This window comes from Litorivivens sp., from assembly GCF_041624475.1.
GTDB lineage: Bacteria > Pseudomonadota > Gammaproteobacteria > Pseudomonadales > Spongiibacteraceae > Litorivivens.
This window is the reverse complement of sequence record NZ_JBFJUX010000006.1, coordinates 22,900-41,887: the sequence shown is the minus strand read 5'-3', so window position 1 is coordinate 41,887 and position 18,988 is coordinate 22,900. Positions and strand designations below refer to the sequence as shown.

18 protein-coding genes are annotated in these 18,988 nt (G+C 55.8%); 14 read left to right on the top strand and 4 right to left on the bottom strand.

The window, feature by feature from the left end:
- Window positions 1-16: 16 nt before the first annotated feature.
- Window positions 17-625 (top strand): arylesterase, encoded by a 609-nt coding sequence (locus ABY734_RS08650; RefSeq protein ID WP_372778689.1) that lies wholly within the window; start codon window positions 17-19, stop codon window positions 623-625.
- Here the strand turns inward: ABY734_RS08650 and ABY734_RS08645 are convergent.
- Complete coding sequence (locus tag ABY734_RS08645; protein ID WP_372778586.1) at window positions 617-1,978, bottom strand: class II fumarate hydratase; 1,362 nt, start codon at window positions 1,976-1,978, stop codon at window positions 617-619. The two genes, ABY734_RS08650 and ABY734_RS08645, sit on opposite strands and share 9 nt — an antisense overlap.
- Window positions 1,978-2,424, bottom strand: a complete 447-nt coding sequence (locus ABY734_RS08640) for a TM2 domain-containing protein (protein WP_372778585.1) — start codon at window positions 2,422-2,424, stop codon at window positions 1,978-1,980. The genes ABY734_RS08645 and ABY734_RS08640 overlap by 1 nt, the downstream gene beginning before the upstream one ends.
- Before the next feature lie 178 nt (window positions 2,425-2,602).
- On the opposite strand from ABY734_RS08640, the gene ABY734_RS08635 reads away from it, so the two are divergent.
- Entirely contained in the window at window positions 2,603-5,215 is a 2,613-nt protein-coding gene (locus ABY734_RS08635) for a TonB-dependent receptor (RefSeq protein WP_372778584.1), read from the top strand.
- 58 nt (window positions 5,216-5,273) lie between these two features.
- On the opposite strand, the gene ABY734_RS08630 is transcribed toward ABY734_RS08635, so the two are convergent.
- Window positions 5,274-6,314 carry an AraC family transcriptional regulator gene (locus ABY734_RS08630; RefSeq protein ID WP_372778583.1) on the bottom strand — a complete coding sequence of 347 codons (1,041 nt, stop codon included), beginning with the start codon at window positions 6,312-6,314 and terminating at the stop codon, window positions 5,274-5,276.
- Window positions 6,315-6,363: 49 nt separating this feature from the next.
- Here ABY734_RS08630 and ABY734_RS08625 point away from each other — a divergent pair, with 49 nt between their 5' ends.
- Together ABY734_RS08625 and ABY734_RS08620 are read left to right on the top strand one after the other, a co-directional pair.
- The gene (locus ABY734_RS08625; protein ID WP_372778582.1) at window positions 6,364-7,284 is read left to right on the top strand and encodes a sterol desaturase family protein; all 921 of its coding nucleotides are present in this window, start codon (window positions 6,364-6,366) and stop codon (window positions 7,282-7,284) included.
- Between the two features lie 16 nt (window positions 7,285-7,300).
- A complete protein-coding gene (locus tag ABY734_RS08620) occupies window positions 7,301-8,059 on the top strand; it encodes an SDR family oxidoreductase (protein WP_372778581.1) in 759 nt (252 codons plus the stop codon).
- A gap of 37 nt (window positions 8,060-8,096) precedes the next feature.
- On the opposite strand, the gene ABY734_RS08615 is transcribed toward ABY734_RS08620, so the two are convergent.
- Window positions 8,097-8,348, bottom strand: a complete 252-nt coding sequence (locus ABY734_RS08615; RefSeq protein WP_372778580.1) for a hypothetical protein — start codon at window positions 8,346-8,348, stop codon at window positions 8,097-8,099.
- A 160-nt stretch (window positions 8,349-8,508) separates the two neighbouring features.
- On the opposite strand from ABY734_RS08615, the gene bioA reads away from it, so the two are divergent.
- The 10 genes from bioA (at window position 8,509) to ABY734_RS08565 (ending at window position 18,982) form a co-directional block, all read left to right on the top strand.
- Window positions 8,509-9,792 (top strand): adenosylmethionine--8-amino-7-oxononanoate transaminase, encoded by a 1,284-nt coding sequence (gene bioA, locus ABY734_RS08610; RefSeq protein WP_372778579.1) that lies wholly within the window; start codon window positions 8,509-8,511, stop codon window positions 9,790-9,792.
- 2 nt (window positions 9,793-9,794) lie between these two features.
- Window positions 9,795-10,607, top strand: coding sequence for an ion transporter (locus ABY734_RS08605; protein WP_372778577.1), 813 nt, complete (start codon window positions 9,795-9,797; stop codon window positions 10,605-10,607).
- Entirely contained in the window at window positions 10,604-11,374 is a 771-nt protein-coding gene (gene ygiD, locus ABY734_RS08600) for a 4,5-DOPA dioxygenase extradiol (RefSeq protein ID WP_372778576.1), read from the top strand. Before ABY734_RS08605 ends, ygiD begins: the two co-directional genes overlap by 4 nt.
- A 119-nt stretch (window positions 11,375-11,493) precedes the next feature.
- A complete protein-coding gene (locus tag ABY734_RS08595; protein WP_372778575.1) occupies window positions 11,494-12,561 on the top strand; it encodes an OmpA family protein in 1,068 nt (355 codons plus the stop codon).
- 11 nt (window positions 12,562-12,572) lie between these two features.
- Window positions 12,573-13,799, top strand: a complete 1,227-nt coding sequence (locus tag ABY734_RS08590; protein WP_372778574.1) for a thrombospondin type 3 repeat-containing protein — start codon at window positions 12,573-12,575, stop codon at window positions 13,797-13,799.
- Between the two features lie 44 nt (window positions 13,800-13,843).
- Window positions 13,844-14,251, top strand: coding sequence for a secondary thiamine-phosphate synthase enzyme YjbQ (locus tag ABY734_RS08585; protein WP_372778573.1), 408 nt, complete (start codon window positions 13,844-13,846; stop codon window positions 14,249-14,251).
- A 110-nt stretch (window positions 14,252-14,361) separates the two neighbouring features.
- Window positions 14,362-14,925 (top strand): YtfJ family protein, encoded by a 564-nt coding sequence (locus tag ABY734_RS08580; RefSeq protein WP_372778572.1) that lies wholly within the window; start codon window positions 14,362-14,364, stop codon window positions 14,923-14,925.
- A 233-nt stretch (window positions 14,926-15,158) separates the two neighbouring features.
- Window positions 15,159-16,754, top strand: coding sequence for a GMC family oxidoreductase (locus tag ABY734_RS08575; RefSeq protein ID WP_372778571.1), 1,596 nt, complete (start codon window positions 15,159-15,161; stop codon window positions 16,752-16,754).
- A gap of 3 nt (window positions 16,755-16,757) precedes the next feature.
- Window positions 16,758-18,206, top strand: coding sequence for a coniferyl aldehyde dehydrogenase (locus ABY734_RS08570; protein ID WP_372778570.1), 1,449 nt, complete (start codon window positions 16,758-16,760; stop codon window positions 18,204-18,206).
- Window positions 18,207-18,412: 206 nt separating this feature from the next.
- Window positions 18,413-18,982, top strand: coding sequence for an outer membrane beta-barrel protein (locus ABY734_RS08565; protein ID WP_372778569.1), 570 nt, complete (start codon window positions 18,413-18,415; stop codon window positions 18,980-18,982).
- Window positions 18,983-18,988 lie beyond the last annotated feature (6 nt).

Sequence of the window (18,988 nt, the reverse complement as noted above, 5' to 3'; positions counted from 1 at the left end):
ATTTGCTAAAACCTTAATACGCCCGTGGCGTCTGATTGGTGCCCTATGCTGGGCATTTTTTCTGTCCAGCGCCAGTCATGCTCAGATTCTTGTGGTGGGCGACAGCATCGGCGCTGGTTACGGCGTGCCGGAGCAGGCCAATTGGGTCAGTCTGCTCGATGCCGAACTCAGTCAGCACAAAGTGATCAACGCCAGTATCAGCGGCGACACCAGCAGCGGCGCCAAGGCCCGCCTGCCCGCCCTGCTGGATCACTTCGCACCGGAGTTAGTCATCATTGAAATCGGCGGCAATGACGGGCTGCGGGGACAGCCGGTCGCCCTGCTCAAACAGAACCTCAATGACATGATCGATCTGGCTGAGGCGCATGGCGCAGACGTTTTGTTGCTGGGCATGCAAATTCCGCCCAATTACGGCAGGACTTATACCGAGGCTTTTCACGCGGTTTACCACCAGGTTGCGCGCGAGCGACAGATACTGTTGCTGCCCTTTCTGCTAGACGGCATCGCGCTGAATCCAAGTTTGATGCAGGCCGATCGCATTCACCCCAACGAACAGGCACAGCCCAAAATACTACAGAATGTGCTGCCGCTGGTGCGGCAAAGCATTAAGAATCGTTCAGACTAAACGGGCCGGGTCGAGCAGGCGTTCAAGCTCACTACGCGGAATGTCCGTGTCCTCTTCGGCAACATCGATAATGGGCCGATTTTCCGCGTAGGCGCGCTTGGCAATCTCGGCAGCCTTCAGGTAGCCGATCACCGGATTCAACGCAGTCACCAACACCGGATTCTTTGCTAAATTCGCCTGCAACGCCGGTTCGTTGACCGTAAACCCGGATACCGCTTTTTCACCCAATACGGTGCAGGCATTGCTCAGTAACTTAATCGATTCCAGCAGTTTACTGGCCACCAGCGGCAGCATGACATTAAGCTGAAAATTACCCGACTGCCCCGCGACCGTTATGCTGGTGTCGTTGCCAATCACCGTGGCCGCCACCATCAATACCGCTTCGGGGATCACCGGGTTCACTTTGCCCGGCATGATGCTGCTGCCCGGCTGCAGAGTGGGCAGCTGGATTTCACCGAGCCCCGCCAGCGGCCCGCTGTTCATCCAGCGCAAATCGTTGCAGATTTTACTGAGCGCCACCGCCAGTGTTTTCAGTTCCCCCGACAGCGCCACAGCGGTGTCCTGGCTCGCCATCAAATCAAAGCGCCGCTGGGGGGCGACAAAATGAGCGCCCGTCAGCTTATTCAGTTGGGCGACAAAAGCGCCGGCAAAACCCTCTTCCGCATTAACCCCGGTACCCACCGCCGTGCCGCCCTGAGCGAGCTGGGCGAGAAACGCCAGATGCTGTTGCAGACGGGAGCCACACTTGTCGAGCTGATCCGCCCAGCCCTCTAGCTCCTGCCCCAATGACACGGGCATGGCGTCCATCAGATGTGTGCGACCAGTTTTGATCTGCGCCGCACACTCTGCTGCACGACGGCGCACTATGTTTTGCAGGGCCTGCAGCGCAGGCAGAAGATCGCCCTGCAGAGAAGTGCTCGCCGAGAGGTGAATCGCGGTGGGAATAACATCGTTGCTGCTTTGACTGCAGTTGACGTGATCGTTCGGGGAAACCGTCTGCTTCAGGGCATCGCTGGCTAGTCTCGCGATTACCTCGTTAACATTCATATTGGTACTGGTGCCGGATCCGGTCTGGTAAATATCGACCGGAAACTGATCCGCATGCTCACCGGCCAGCAAGCGATCACAGGCGCCCACAATGGCCTTGGCAATATCCGCCGGTAAGGCGCCCAGCTCTGCGTTGGCAAGCGCTGCGCTGCGCTTGATTTGCACCACTGCCTGGATGAAATCCTCGGGCATGGGTTGGCCGCTGATCGGGAAATTATCCACGGCTCGCTGGGTTTGGGCACCGTAAAGCGCATCAACCGGCACCTCAATGCTCCCAAGGCTGTCTTTCTCTTTGCGCGTCTTCATCAAAACCAGTCCCTGTTGCCGTGAATGTAAACCCGATCAAAGGTTTCGTCCGAGCAGGTCACGTAGATGATAAATTCAATAAAGCCGATCACCATCATCACCAGCGTCGGAATGGCGAGCAGTAACAAACCGCCCAGAGAAACGCAGAGCATAATGGTAGCTGGCTGCTTGTGACCGAGATAGAACTTGTGAAAACCAAGCCAGCCGAAGAAGAAGGCCAGTAAGGCAGCTGCCATCCGGTCTTTTTCCACAATCTTGTTGAGGCAGGGATCCAGATAAATGTTTTCTGCTCGCTCGTCCTGGGCCTCAAAGTCCACATGCATGCCGCTCCCGGGGTAGCGCTCCGACAACCAGTTGATGCCAGCGAACTCGTAACGCTTGCCATCCTCGGCGGCGATAATTCCGCGACTGGTGTCTTCGTTAAAATCCAGAACCACACCTTTCATGCGTCCTCCTTAAGTGCCAACAATCACCACCTGCTGCTTTGATTTCAGCATGGTAGGCTTACCCGGCTTTGCCCAATAACGGTGCAGCAAAAGATGAATAGACTGTAACCCTTGACGAGAATCTACTCCACGTAAACTGCCGCCCTTGTTCACGATACAATATAAGAAGTTAATTACCATGAGCAAAAAAGACACCAATACCAATATTCTCTCAGCCGCAGCCCTGATGGGTGCTTCACTTCTCCTAGGCAGCGCGCACGCGCAAGAGTCTCCCGACACCGCCGCCCAGGCCGCCACAGCCAAAACCCCGATGAAGAGGGCTGTACTTGAGGAAGTAGTGGTTACGGCTCGCCGCCGGGAAGAAAACCTGCAGACTGCGCCGGTCGCGGTATCGGCACTTTCCGGTGACGCCATGCGTCAACGGGGCATAGCCAATACCAGCGAACTGACCAAAAGCGTACCCAGTCTGGAAATCAGCCAGGGCCGGGCCACCCAGATCTATATCCGAGGCGTTGGTCAGCGGTCGGGCTTTGCCCGGGTTGACCCAACTGTCGGGGTCTATCTCGACGATCTGTTTATTCCTCGTTCTGACAGCCAGCTGCTCGATACCGTAGATATCGAAAACGTGCAGGTTCTGCGCGGCCCGCAGGGCACGCTATTCGGCAAAAACACCACGGGTGGGGCCATGGTACTGACCCTGGCCAAGCCCGGCGACACGCAGGAAGGTTATGTAGATGTGACCCTCGGCAGCCTCGGTGCGCAAACCGTCCGCGCCGCCTGGACACAGCCCATTACAGATGACTTCTCGATGCGATTTGCGGTTAATAACCGCCGCCGCGACGGATTTACCGAAGATGTTGTGTCTGGCCAAAAAGGCGGCTCAGTGGACCGCCTTTCAGCCCTGATTCAAACCAATTGGCATGCCAGCGATAGCGTCTCTGTGGATACCCTGCTGTTCCTCAGCGACCGGGACGACACACTGGAACACAACAATTGCCGCATTAACAACGACAAGGCCCTGTTTCTGGAAGGCCTGTATCTGATGTGGCCGGGCGACACCCGGCCTGACCAACCCACTGCCTATCGCGAAAACTGCGAATCCAACTCCGCGGAACGGCTGGGAGAACTGAACAGCAACACAGGGGCCCACCCAAACCTCAATTGGGATCAGCAGCAAGCCATGATCGGCGCAACGGTAAACTGGTTCTACAGCCCTGACCACCAAATCAAAGGGGTGTTCGGCGCGCGCAAAGCTGAGAAAGGCCCACTGGTTACCAGCGATCAGGATGGCGGCCCCGGCAACTGGTCCGAGTCTCACAACGACGGTGACAGCGAGCAAAAATCGCTGAGCGCTGAACTGCAGTTCAGCGGTGGATTCTTCGAAGATCGACTGCGTTACACCGGCGGTCTGTTTTATATGCTCGAAGAAAACTTCGAGCCCTTTACGCTCGTCTCTGGCCTCGGCGGCCTGGATTCTCAGACTATTGCTGAACTTGGCGCAGGACAGGAACCGACCCAACCACCCGCTACCGGCGGCGTCCCCTTTGTCGGCGCAGTAACGGGCAACCCCATCCAGCAAAATGAATTCGATCTGACAAATAATACACTCGCCGCCTATGTGCAGACCTCGTTTGACATTACGCCGGCTCTGGAGCTGACACTGGGTCTGCGCTGGACTTCTGAAACCCGCGAATCGAACCTGGTACTGACGCAAGCCGACACAACCGCCATCGAAAACCGTATGCGTGCTGCTGGCCTGGTCGGTGCCTGCCTGGGACCTGCGCTACCCGGCGTGTGTCAGTCGACCCTGCCGTGGGCACTTGACCCTGTAGGCCGCGTCGCCGCCTTGTTTACTGATGAAGATGGCAACGGGATTGACGACTTCCCGATGAACGACACGCCCTTTCTCGATCAGTCAAAGGAAAAGACCTTCAGCAAGGTAACGCCGATGGCCTCGCTGTCTTACACCATTCCCGATTTGGGCGACGGTTTCTTCTCCAGCGTCACGCTTTACACAACCTACAGCGACGGTTTCAAGTCAGGCTTTTTCGAGCCACGTGTGCAGGATGGCTTGCAGCAGGTTGAACCAGAAGAAGTGCAAAACCTCGAGTTCGGCTACAAAATCGAGGCCCTGCAACGCTCACTGCGTATCAACGGCGCGATTTACGCCATGGAGTTTACCGATCAGCAATTGATTCAGGTACAAACCGATTCGGCCGGCAATCTCGCGGTGGTCTTCGACAACGCGGGTAACTCCGAGATCCATGGCACCGAGCTGGAGGTGCAGTGGATGCCCTCTGCCAATATGCTGGTGAATTTCTCGGCCAGCTATAACGACTACGAATTTACTGAGTTCAGCGACCGCGATCTCCTGCAGGCCTCGCTGGGTAATACCGTGGTGGTAGATCGCACCGACGAGCCCTTCCCGGTATCTCCAGAAGAGACCTACTCCATCGGTATCCAATACACTTGGGACACCTCTATCGGTTCGTTCACGCCGCGCATCGATGCCTCGTACAAAAGCGAAATTTATCTGGGGCTGGACCGCGGCTCTTTCGAGGCCTACGAGCGAGACAAATCACTCGCAGGAGACGACGCCAAAACGCTGGTGGATTTGCGCTTTAGCTGGGCTAACTCGGACTACACAACTACCGTTGCCGCCTTTGTAAAAAATGCGACTGACGAACGCTACCTTCCCGGCGCCGCCTCGGTAGGCTCATCGCTGGGCACCTTCTTCAGCTTTTACGGTGAACCCCGCACTTACGGCCTCGAGTTCCGCTACGAGTACTAAGTGCCGGTCCGGCCCTCATCAAACGCCCGGTTATTGCCGGGCGTTTTTCGTTGTGGCCTCAGTTGGAGAAGTGCATCTGCCGGAATTTGCGCGGCGAGATACCCGTCCAGCGACGAAAGGCGTGATTGAAAGCACTCTGTTCGGAATAGCCCAGCATCTGCGCCACTTCCGTTAACTGCAGATGCCCTTCCCGCAGATAATCCTTGGCCAGGGTCAGTCGAGTCTCATCCAGCAGCACCTGAAAGCTGAGCCCGCGTTTCTGAAGCTTGCGTTGCAGGCTGCGACCGGACATTTTCATATCAGAGGCGACCTGCTCCAGAGACGGACTGCCGCTACGACAATGCCGCGAAATCGCCAGCCTCACCTTCTGGTCAAAGCCATCGCCCTGAGGCAGTTCCGCCAGCAGTTTGTCGGCCTGCGTCTCCAGAATACTGAGCAGCGCCGGGTCCGCCTGACGCAGGGGCAGCTCAAGCGACTCAATGGGAAAGCGTACAATGGTGCTGCGCTGATTGAAGGCCACGGGACAGCCGAAATAGCGTTCATAGACACTGACATCGGCGGGTTCGGGGTTGAGAAAACACACATATTCCGGTGTCAGGTGGCGATCCGTAACATTGCGGGCAAACTGCACCAGCGCAGTAATCGCCACTTCATCCACCAACTGGCCCGGCTGAACACAGCTCTCCCCCCACTCCAGCTCGATACTGTTGCCTTTGAAGTGGGTATCCATCGGGCCGTGGTCATAGATCAGCCGAACGTAACGCTCTAATCGCGACAGGGCCTGAGCCAGATTGGTACAGGCCAGCAGCGCGTAGCCGAGAATACCGATATGTGCCGGGGTTATCAGCCGGCCAATTTCGATGCCCATGGCAGGCATCTGTAAAACGTCGTTGGCACGATTCAGCAGGCGCTGCCATTCGGACATGGGAAAGCGTCCGAGCGGGTCGCTGGAAGTGTCGGGCCAGGGTGCTCCAAGCAGCGCTTCCGGGTCATAACCGCGCCCCTTCAGGTACTCGAAAAGCAGGCCGACGTAAGCGGTGGAGATATAGGCTTCGCGCTGCATGGCGCCAATTATCAAAAAACTGTCCGTGGCGGTCAATTAGTCTTTTCATCTTTTCGGCATGATGGGCCTCACGATAGGGGGACCTATGACCGCTTGGATTGATTATTACATTGCCCTGACCGGGCATTCACCAGAGCCGAAGCAGATGCTGCTGATGTCGCTCACCCCGGTGTTTATGCTGGCGCTGGCGCTGGAGTATCTGGTGATGCGCCACCGCAAACGCACGGGGCATTTCCAGCTCGCGGATATTTTCACCAATTTCAGCCTTGGTGCGAGCTATCAGCTCGTCGAGCTGCTCTACCACGCCCTCTTCCTCGGCCTGGCCATGGCGCTCCTTTGGGAGTTCCGGCTGACCACCATTGAAATGACCCTGTCCATGTGGGCGGTTCTGTTATTCGCCCAGGAATTTTTCTACTACTGGTTTCACCGCGCCTCCCACCGGATTCGCTGGTTCTGGTGCGCCCATGTGGTTCACCACTCGGGCGAACACATGAACCTGAGCACGGCCATGCGGCAGAGCATGACCTACTCGCTGAATCTGAGCCAGATATTCTGGGTACCTCTGATTCTGGCTGGCTTTCCGCCGGCGGCCGTGATGGTGGCCTATTCTATCAACCTGGCCTACCAGTATTTTGTCCATACCGAGTCGGTCGGGCGCCTGTCACCGCTGGTCGAGTATATTTTCAATACGCCCAGTCATCATCGCGCTCACCATGGTCGCAACGATGTCTATATCGACAAAAACTATGGCGGCATCGTGATTATCTGGGATCGTCTGTTCGGCACCTTCCAGCCTGAATTGGACGAAGAGCCGGTCGATTACGGTATTCCGCGGCAGGTGAAAAGTCGCAACCTGTTCACACTGAATTTCCACGAGTGGCGGGATATGTTTGGCGACATGCTGGCGCCCGGCCCGCTGCATCTGCGCCTTGCCCATCTGTGGAAGCCACCGGAATGGCAGCGACCGCCGCAAATTCAACCCGCGTCTTCCTTAGACGCTGCTTAAGCAACGGAGCAACACCATGAAAACCATTATCATCACCGGCGCCGCCTCTGGCATTGGTCGTGCGACCTCTGAATTGCTGGCGCGCGAAGGCTGGCATATCGGCCTGCTCGATATCAACCGCGAGGCACTGGACAACCTGCAACAGGAGCTTGGCGCCGACAAATGCAGCGTTCACATCTGTAACGTTACCCAATCTGACGAGCTGAAAACGGCTATCGATGCTTATGTGGCCTCCGTCGGTCACCTGGATGCGATCTTTAACTGCGCGGGCATTATGGATATCGCGCCCTTCGAGCAGATCCCGCTGGAGCGTCACCACCTGGCAATCGATATCAATATTCGCGGCGTGCTGGACGGATTCTATTTCGCATTTGAATATCTGAAGCAACGGGAGCAATCCTGGGCAATTACCATGTCCTCGGCCTCATCGGTTTACGGCATACCAAGCCTGGCCAATTATTCGGCAACCAAGTTCTGGGTAAAGGGTATTACCGAGGCATTGAATATTGAGTGGAAGCAGCACGGCATTCACGTAACCGCGGTAGAGCCCTCTTTTGTGCGCACACCACTGCTGCAAGGCAATGAAAGTAAGATCATCGACAGCATGGGGGTCGATCTAAGAGCGGAAGATATTGCGAAGGTAGTTTTGAAATCACTGACTACGCCGCGAGTTCACCACGTGGTAGGGCTCAAGTACGGCACCCTGCGATTGCTGCGCAAACTGCTACCCAATGCCTGGACAGCGTGGCTGATTCGCTCTCTCGCGGGCTACTAGTCGCCTAGATTAACGATAGTGGCTAGAGGCCCCGGTTTCAGAACCGCAGCGCCACATCCACATTGCGATTGAGGCTGCCGTCCATTTCGAGTACCGCATAAGTGCCCATATCCTGATGTATCAGGATCGGCACCGGTTCCATAAACAGCGGTCGGCGCACATACTTCAGCGCCCAGCCGAAGTGCTCGACCTTGTGGAGAGTGGAGATTTGCGACGCATTGAGATATGACTCCAGGCTCTCCGGGACGCTGTCTACGCCAATTCGTCTTTCTCTCTGACTTGATTGCATGGAATCCTCGCCTGTATCATCCGATGGTAAAAGGCTGCTAGGGCCTTCCTCACAGGGTGGACGTTAGCATTGCCAAGCGTTGGCAGAAATACGTAATTTCCACGCCTGCCAGCAATGATCAACGGCCTCCACAGTCAACCTTCAGGTAACTTCGCGCCTCATGCCCGCCGAATGGACTTCAAATCTCTCCGATTGGGATCGCCAGCACGTCTGGCACCCCTACTCCTCATTCGATAACCCCCCGCCGGTGTTTCCGGTGATCAGCGCTAATGGCGTGCGCCTGACACTGGCGGATGGTCGCGAAATTATCGACGGCATGGCTTCCTGGTGGTCCGCCATTCACGGCTATAACCACCCTGCGCTCAACCAGGCGGCCACCGAGCAGCTACAGTCTATGTCGCATGTCATGTTTGGCGGGCTGACCCACGCCCCTGCGGTTAGTCTCTGTCAGAAGCTCGTTGAAATGACCCCCGAAGGCTTGAATCGGGTGTTTATCGCCGACTCGGGGTCCGTCGCCATGGAAGTTGCTATCAAAATGGCCCTGCAGTACTGGGCCTCGCGCGGACAGGCGCAAAAACACAAGCTACTGGCGTTGCGCAACGGCTATCACGGCGACACCTTCGGCGCGATGGCCGTGTGCGACCCGGTGACGGGCATGCACCACCTGTTCAGCGACATTCTGCCAAAGCATCATTTCGCCCCCGCCCCGCAAGCTGGCTTTGATGAGCAACCTGCGGACGACGACATTGTCGCCCTCGAAGCGCTGTTTTCCCAGCACCACCAGGAACTCGCCGCGCTGATTGTGGAACCGGTCGTCCAGGGCGCCGGGGGCATGCGCTTTTACTCCCCTGGCTATCTGAAAATCTTCCGGGAGCTCTGTGATCGCTACAATGTGCTGCTGGTGTTCGATGAAATCGCCACGGGTTTTGGTCGCAGTGGAGAGCTATTTGCGGCGAATCACGCCAGGATCAGCCCGGATATTCTCGCCCTGGGCAAAGCCCTTACCGGAGGCTACCTGTCGCTGGCAGCCACGCTGTGTAGCGATGAGGTGAGCGATGTGATCAGCCGAGGCGAAGCCGGCGCGTTTATGCACGGCCCGACCTTTATGGGCAACCCCTTAGCCTGCGCCATTGCCAACGCCAGTATTGACCTGCTGCTGTCCCAGGACTGGCAGGGGGAGATCCAGCGTATCGAAACCGCGCTGAACAAAGGCCTTGAACCGGCCCGCACTCTGGAGTGTGTCAACGATGTACGGGTGTTGGGTGCAATCGGCGTGATCGAGCTGAAAACACCGCTGGATTTGCGCACTCATCAGCAGCGCTTTGTCGACAACGGTGTGTGGGTGCGGCCCTTTGGCAAGCTGGTTTACACCATGCCCCCCTATATAATGAGCAATGAGGATCTGGCCACTCTGACGGCCGCCATGATTGCCAGCGTGGAGTAGCCATGCCACTCAAAAACCGTCTGTACGACATCATATTCGGCACCGAAAGCCGTGCAGGCCAAACATTTGACTTGCTGCTGATCGCTGCGATTCTTTGCAGTGTCGGGATACTGCTTCTCAACACCGTCGCACCATTAAATCAACGTTACGGCGAACTGTTTTTCGGTATCGAATGGTTTTTTACCATCATCTTTACTTTAGAGTTTCTGGCGCGGCTCTACTGCTCACCCAACCGCAGGGCTTATCTGTTCAGTTTTTACGGGTTAGTTGATCTGCTATCCATTCTACCCAGCTATCTGGCACTGATGTTCCCCGGCGCTCAACAACTGCTGGTCATTCGCCTGCTGCGGGTACTGCGTATTTTCCGGGTGCTGAAGCTGCTTCGCTATCTGGCCGACGCCAACCTGCTAATACGCACTCTGGTTGCAGCGCGGCGCAAAATCATCATCTTTGGCTTCAGCGTCATTACCGTGGTGGTGATTTTCGGTTCGCTGATGTATGTGATTGAAGGGCCCCGATCAGGGTTTACCAGCCTGCCGAAAAGCATTTACTGGGCGATTGTTACCATCACGACTGTAGGCTATGGTGATATAACACCGCAGACACCTGTCGGGCAGTTTGTAGCGGCAATAGCGATGTTTACCAGCTACGCCATTATCGCCATACCCACGGGAATCTTCAGCGCAGAACTGATTCAAGAGAGCCAGCGTCAGCGCCGCCCGGTGAGATGCAGCCACTGCGAGCGTGGCGGCCATGAGCAAGACGCGCGCTTTTGTCGGTTTTGCAGCGCGGAATTACCGGAGCCATCAGAATGACCCAGCCCGCACTATTTCTAGCCCATGGCAGCCCGATGAATGCGCTGCATTCCAATGCTTATACACAGGACTGGCGGCAATTCATCGCCAATCAGCGTTCTCCGCGAGCAATAATCTGCATCTCTGCACATTGGGAAACCAGGGGCACCTTTGTGACCGGTAACGAACAACCGCCCACCATTCATGATTTCAGGGATTTTCCCGACTCCCTCCACAAAATTCGCTATCCCTGCCCGGGCAGCCCGTCGCTGGCTGCACAGATCAGCCACCGCTCCGCCGGGCAAATTGAAGTGGCCCACGACTGGGGCCTGGATCACGGCAGCTGGTCACTGCTGGTTCATCTATTTCCTGAAGCTCGCATTCCGGTATTACAAATCAGTCTTGACCGGGACTTGTCACCACAAGGCTTTTTTGAACTGGGCCAGTCAATAAGTTGGTTGCGCGATGAGGGCGTGTTGCTGATCGGCAGCGGTAATATCGTGCATAACATACAGAGGTGGCTGCACAACCCTAACGGCCCATATGACTGGGCTCAGTCTTTTGATAAGGCCGTCGCGGAAGCTCTGGTTCAGCGAAACTTTCAGGCAATTACGAACTATTCCACTCTGCCCGGAGCTTCACTGTCCGTACCCAGTGCTGAGCACTATCTGCCGCTGCTGTGTATCGCCGGCGCGGCGCGACCTGATGACCGCTTGAGCATGACCGACTACCCTCCACTCTCCCTTGAGCACTGCAGCATGCGATCGCTTTCCTTTGATACCGGCTGATTATTTTTCAAACAAAAACCACTACTGCAACGTCTCAAATAACCAAAATCGTGTAACTGGCTTTTGATAGCTGGTATCCTTTTGCGCTTAAAAATAATGTTCAAAAAAGGAGAGCAGCGATGCCAAGTCGCATGCAAACAACCGTCGCAGCGCTCGCGATGGCGTCCGCCGGGTTGAGCACAGCACAAACCGCCGAAAATACAAATAGCAAAGACAGCTACTTCTTCTCCCAGGCTTATTACGTGGTACAAGACAATGAGCGTGCCATCTATGATGACGATGGCATGGGTTTCCGTCTCGGCTTCGGCCGCCAGATTTCAAATGGCTGGCATTGGGAAGGTAACCTCGCCTACAACGTGCTTGAGAATGGTATTGGCGGCTACACCGACTACTACCAACTCCATGCCGGTGTGGACCTTGCCTACCGCTTTGGCCGTGCTGACGGTGTGCGCCCCTTTCTGTTGATAGGCATTGGTGCGGTACGCGATGACGTTTATCCTCTCGCCGGCCGCCCTAGTGAAGACGAAACCAGCTTTTTCTCCAACGTTGGTTTTGGTATCACCTCTCCCGAGTTGTTCGATATCGGTTTGAAACTGCGCGCCGACGCGCGCTACGTTATCAGCGAATTTGCCGACGGTTTTGAAGACGGTCATTTCAGTCTGGGTTTTGAATTGCCGCTGGGCCGCAAGACAGTTACCAACACCGTCGTTCAGGTAAAAGAAGTCGTACGCGAAGTACCAGTTGCCACCGCAGACTCCGACAACGACGGTGTCATCGATGGCGTAGACCGCTGCCCCAACACGCTGCGCGGCGCCAAGATTGACCAATACGGCTGCGCCCAGAAAGCACAGACCGTGAAACTCGAAGGTGTCACATTCAAAACCGGCTCTGCCGAACTGACCGGTGATTCCATCGAAACGCTCACGGATATCGCCAGTTTCCTGATCAACCAGCCTGAGCTGCAACTGATAATTGCAGGCCACACCGATTCTCTTGGCAGCGCCACCCTCAATAAGGAACTGTCCCAACAACGCGCCGATTCAGTGAAGTTTTTCCTGGTCCGCTCGGGAGTCGAAGGTAGCCGTATGCGGGCGGTAGGCTATGGCGAATCACAGCCAATTGCCACCAACTCCACCGCCACTGGCCGCGCGAAAAACCGTCGCGTTGAATTCCGAATTCAGAAGTGAGGAACCCAGGGATGAACTCAAATACCAAATCCGCACTGATGGCCTTGCTACTTACCCTTCCCGCACTGGGTTTGTTACAGGGCTGCAAATCTGACGAAGGTGATAGAACCATCGTTGAAATTCTGACCGCCGGCCCGGACCAAGATGACGATGGCATTCCGGATGGCAAAGACAATTGCCGACTGGTAGCCAACAACGATCAGACTGATTCCGACAATGATGGTGTCGGCGATGCATGCGAAGCTGACTTCGATGGGGATGGCATCCTAGACGACGGTGCCGGAGACACCAAACAAGTCTTCACCGCCTGTCCTGATGGCGTTAAAACCAATTGTGACGATAACTGCCCGGCAGCCTTTAACCCCGAACAGGAAAACACTGTAGGTGGTGTACTCGGCGATGCCTGCGAGGACAGTGACAATGACTCAGTGGTCGACGGAAGCGACAACTGCCCCACCGTGTCCAACCCGGATCAGGCCAACAACGATTCAGCCTTGGGCGATACCGAAGGTGATGTTTGCGATACCGACGACGACAACGACACCATTCCGGATCAGGGACAGGGCACGCTAAGTCAATGCACTGGCGGCAATAGCTCGTCCTGCTACGACAACTGTCCTTTCAACGCTAACACCAATCAAGCCGATCAAGATGGTGATGGCCGTGGCGACGTGTGTGACAACGATGTCGATGGTGACGGCATTCTCGATGATGGCGATAACAGCGGCAGCACCACCGACAACGTCTGTACGACTGGCGAGTCGACGGGATGCGATGACAACTGCCCACTGATCAAGAATCCCGACCAAGCCAATACTTATGGTCCGGCCGATGACCTGGAAGGCGATGCCTGTGATGATACCGACGGGGACGGCCTAATCGACAAGGATGAAGTCGATACGCACGGTACCGAACCGGAAAAGGCAGATACTGACGGCGATGGACGTAACGATAACGACGAAATTAATGGCACGCCCAAGACAGACCCAACGAATGAAGACACTGATGGCGACGGCCTAAATGATAATGAGGAGCTAACTACTCACAACACTGACCCAAATGACAGTGACAGCGATGACGATGGGAGAAACGACGGCGACGAAGTTAACGGCAGCCCGACAACAGACCCGAACGACGACGATACCGATGGTGATGGTCACCTTGACGGCGCTGACGCCTGTCCTATCGACAATCCGACTATTGACATTAATCCCGATGATGGCTGTAGTGACATCTAGTTAACTTCGAAATATGGGGTGGCCACGGCCACCCTTTTTTCTCCATGATCAAAACACTGCAAATCACTATTAACGGCCAAGGCCTTCACACCTTCACCTCACAGGTGGAAAACGTGGTTGCCGAGGCCAAGCAAAACGAAGGCCTCTGCACTCTCTTCATACAACACACCTCCGCCAGCCTCCTGATACAGGAAAACTACGATCCCTCAGCCCAGGCCGATCTGGAAAACTGGCTGAACCGTCTGGTGCCGGAAAATGACCCGCTCTACACCCATACCCTCGAAGGCCCGGACGATATGCCCGCCCATATCAAAGCCGCGCTGACCGCAACCAGCCTGTCGATTCCGGTAATCGACGGCAAATTGGCGCTGGGCACATGGCAGGGCATTTACCTGTGGGAGCACCGCCACTACAGCGGCCAGCGCAAAGTTATTGTTCATATCGGCACTTAATGGGTGTTCAGCTGTCATTAACACTGTGACGCTACAATCCTTTCCAACTAACCCAGCTGTGATAAGCTTTTGCTCGCCGTAACCGGTGACCAATAACAAAGGAAGACACTATGCCCCGTATTATTGCCCTGCTTTTTGCCGCCCTGCTGCCACTGTCCGCAGCAGCCCTGCAAAAAGGCGACGCCCTGCCCGAGCTCTACCTCACCGACAAGGGTGAGCTGACGCTGGATGCCAAACAGGAGATTGTTTACGTACCCTGGAGCACGGAAAACCTCGATACCCAAGGTCAGGTACAGATTATTCAGTACATGGCGGCCCGTCCCTCCGCCGAGAAAGCGATTCGTCCCTTTACCGACAAGCTGGAAGAAACGGCCTATCCGGTGGAGCTGCACCACGTGACCACCGTGGTCAATCTGGATGATGTGACCTTTGGCGCCTCTAGCTGGGCCTTGTCCGAGCTGGAAAAGAACAAGCGTGAATACCCCATGTCCACCATGGTGGCCGATATGGAAGGCCAAGGCCTGAAGACCTGGGGCTTTGAACCGAAGGGCTCCGCTCTGATTGTGCTCGACGCGGACGGCAAGATCCTTTTTGTCAAAGACGGCAAGCTCAAGAAAGATGAAATTGATGCTGTCATCAAGCTGATTGGCGAGGAAGTTGGCAAACGTAGCTGATCTCGTTCGCTATGCTCTAAGGGCCCGCAACCGCGGGCCTTTTTCGTTTCTGGCCCTTTCATTATTGATCCCGCCGTCTACACCCTTTGAAAAGCCCATTTTCATGTCTAAAAATTAATCGCGACTTCAATACCCCGAAACCGTTTTCACTTTACAACCGTATAGTAATTGACGACCATAGTGCCCGGCCCACGGGGGTACAATCAACCAATTCAGCCTGTACGGAATCTGTGATGACCCAGACCTACGACTACATCATTGTTGGCGCTGGCTCAGCCGGCTGCGCGCTCGCCAATCGCCTGAGCCGCGAGGCTTCGCGGCGAGTTCTTCTGCTCGAAGCGGGCGGCAAGGACAGCAATCCCATGCTGCATATTCCGCTTGGGTTCGCCTTCACCATGAAAGACCCGAAATCCAGCTGGTGCTATAAAACCGAGCCCGAGACCATGCTTAACCACCGGGAGCTGGACTGGCCGCGAGGAAAAGTGCTGGGGGGCTCCAGCGCCATCAATGGCATGGTCTACATTCGCGGCCAGCGCGAGGACTACGACGCCTGGGCTGCTGCCGGCAACCGCGGCTGGGGCTACGATGACCTGCTGCCCTATTTCCGTCGCTCCGAGCACAATGTGCGCGGCAAGAACCACTTCCACGGTGTCGGCGGCGGTTTGTGGGTAGATGAGCCCACCGACAAAATGGAACTGGCCCAGCTCTATATTCAGGCGGGCATCGAAAGCGGCATTCCCTACAACGAAGACTTTAACGGCGAATCCCAGGAAGGCATTGGTTACTACCAGCTGAATATCAAAGACGGCATGCGCCAGAGCACCGCCAAGACCTTCCTCAAGCCGATCATGAACCGTCCCAATCTGGACGTACAAACCAACGCCCTCAGCACTCGCATGGAGTTTGAAGGCAAAAAAGCCGTCGCCCTGTGCTACCGTCAGAAAGGACAGGAAGTACGAGTTGAGTGTCGCGGTGAAATCATTCTCTGCGGTGGCACCATCAACTCACCACAGTTACTGGAACTCTCAGGTATTGGCGATGGCGAATTCCTGCAGAAAATGGGTATCGAAACCGTCCACCACCTCCCCGGTGTCGGCGAAAACCTGCAGGACCACCTGACCGTCAACACCCAGTGTTCTCTGGCGGATGTGCCGACCTTTCACGACGAACTCAAGCCCCTCGGCATGGTCAAGAACCTTGCCAAGTTGGCCTTCAAGCGCAAGGGCCTGTTGATTCATCCGGCCTCACAGGTCGGCGCCTTTTTCCGCAGCAGTGACGATGTGGAACGCCCGGACGCCCAGATACATTTCACGCCAGCCGCCGGTGAGCCCGACGAAAAAGGCCGCATCAATCCGCTGCCCGGCACCACGGCAACCGTGTGTTATCTGCGTCCTACCAGCCGGGGTTCCGTCCACCTGCGTGCCCGCAACCCTGAGACGCACCCGATCATTCGCGCCAATTATCTGAACACAGACAACGACATCGAAAAAACCATCGCGGTCGTTCAGAAAACCCGCGAAATCTTTCGCGCGCCCAGCCTGAAGAAATACTACCGCGGTGAACTGCAACCCGGGCCCGAAGCGGATACCGACGAAAAAGTGCTGGAACACATCAAGCGCGTCGCCGAATCGGTTTATCACCCGGTCGGCACCTGCAAAATGGGCAAGGACGACATGGCCGTGGTCGACGACCGACTGCGAGTACGCGGCCTTGAAAACGTGCGCGTAGCAGACGGTTCGATCATGCCCACCATACTTTCCGGCAACACCAACGCCACCTGTGTTCTTATTGGTGAGCGCTGCGCCGACTTTATTTTGAATAAGGAGTGAACCATGAGCTCGCAACCTTCTATTGATTCCGTACTTGCTCCGCTGCAAGAAACATTAAACCTGCAGCGAGAAGCCTTTGTTCGTGAAGGCGAAGTAGCGCTGGAAACCCGCATCGATCGTCTCAACCGTTGCATAGCCATGCTGGTTGATCACCAGAAAGATATCTGCGCCGCGGTTAACGAAGATTTTGGCTGTCGCTCGCGCCACGTCACCCTGATGACCGACATCTTTACCTCTGTCGGCTCACTCAAGTTTGTGCGCAAAAACCTGAAAAAGTGGATGAAGGGAGAAAAGCGCAGCGCGCCGATACCCATGAACCTGTTTGGTGCCCGCGCCCGTATCCAGTATCAGCCCAAGGGCGTGATCGGCATCATGACGCCCTGGAATGTGCCCGTAAACATGATCTTCAGCCCACTGGCTGACGCTATTGGCGCCGGCAACCGGGTCATGATCAAGCCCTCGGAGTTCACACCGAAAACCTCCGAGCTGATGCAAAAACTGTTTCGTGATTATTTTGACGACAGCGAAATCGCCATCGTCACCGGCGGCGCCGAAGTCGGTGCGGCTTTCAGCAGTCTGAAGTTCGACCACCTTATCTTCACCGGTGCCACCTCCATCGGCAAACTGGTCATGAAAGCCGCTGCCGAAAACCTGACGCCTGTCACCCTGGAGCTGGGCGGAAAGTCACCGGTTATCGTTTCGGATTCCGGCAACATCGAGGAATACGCCGAGAAAATCATCGCCGGCAAGGGCATGAACTCGGGCCAGCTGTGTATTTCCCCCGATTACTGCTTTGTCCCCGCCAGCCGCCTTGAAGCCTTTATCAGCGCCTGCAAAGCCAACATCAACACGCTGTATCCGACCATTATGGACAACCCGGACTTTGTCGCCGTGATCAACGAGCGGCACTACGACCGCGTGAAGGGCTACATTGACGAGGCGAAAGAGAAAGGCGTTCGCGTCGAAGCATTGAACCCCGCCGGAGAAGGCTGGAGCGATCGCAGCAAACACAAGATTCCGCTGCACCTGATTGTCGACCCCAGCGATGAGCTGAGCTGTATGCAGGACGAGATATTCGGCCCAATCCTGAACATTAAACCTTACCGCACCATCGAAGAGTGCCTGAGCTTTATCAACCAGCGGCCGCGCCCGCTGGCCATGTACTACTTCGGCAACGACAAGATCGAACGCGAACACGTGCTGGCCAATTCCATCGCTGGCGGCGTCACCGTCAACGACATAGCCATGCATGTGTCCTGCGACGATCTGCCCTTCGGTGGTGTTGGTCACAGTGGCATGGGTAACTATCGCGGTTTTGAAGGATTCCGGACCTTCAGTCACGCAAAATCAGTCTTTACCCAAGGCTTTGTGAATCTTGCCAAGCTGGCAGGCACACTGCCGCCCTATTCTGAAAAAGTCGACAACATGATGGCTCAGCAAATCAAAAAATAAGGCACCAAAGTGTTGCACCTGCGGGTGCAACACTCCCTGTTTGCAAATCCCGACAGGTGTGAATATTTCCAGAGACCTGTATCTCAAAGCCCGATTTCCCTGCCTCTGACGGCTCTCTTATGCCGATTTTTTGCGACGCGGCGCAAAGTTGAGAAAGCCTCCTGATGACTAGCATCCAGCGTCTGTCATTAACAGGAGCACTCCTCATGAAATACTATCTTATCGCACTGCTTACTCTGGTATTTTGCACACCAGCCTACGCCAAGGATGGACTCGTTCTCGGCCTCGGCGCCGGTAAAGGCGAATTGCAGCTCGATGAGGGCAGCAACTTTCCGAATGCGGATACCGACGACGAAGACAGCACCAAAAATGCTTTTATCGGCTATCGAGCCGGCGATGCGCTTTCTTTTGAGCTCGGCTATCACGACCTGGGCGAATTTGAAGTCAGCAATGGCCTGACGACCCTCAGCGGTGAAACGGATTCTGTTTCGCTCTCCGCCCTGCTCGGCCTGCCGCTGACGGAGCGCTTCAGCATTTTCGGCCGCGCCGGTTTTCACCACTGGACCGTTGAAACCGCAAGCAATGCCTTTGGTCCGCGCGATCGCGATGAAGCCAATGGCACTGATGTGATGTACGGCGCAGGTATTCGCGGTGAGATCACCGAAAACACCGCCATCCGTCTCCAGTACGACAAAATGAAACTGTCAGACGAAGAGGATGACGCGGATATTGGTGACTACGATGTGGCGTCGGTGGTGTTTGAACTGACCTTGTAAGACAGC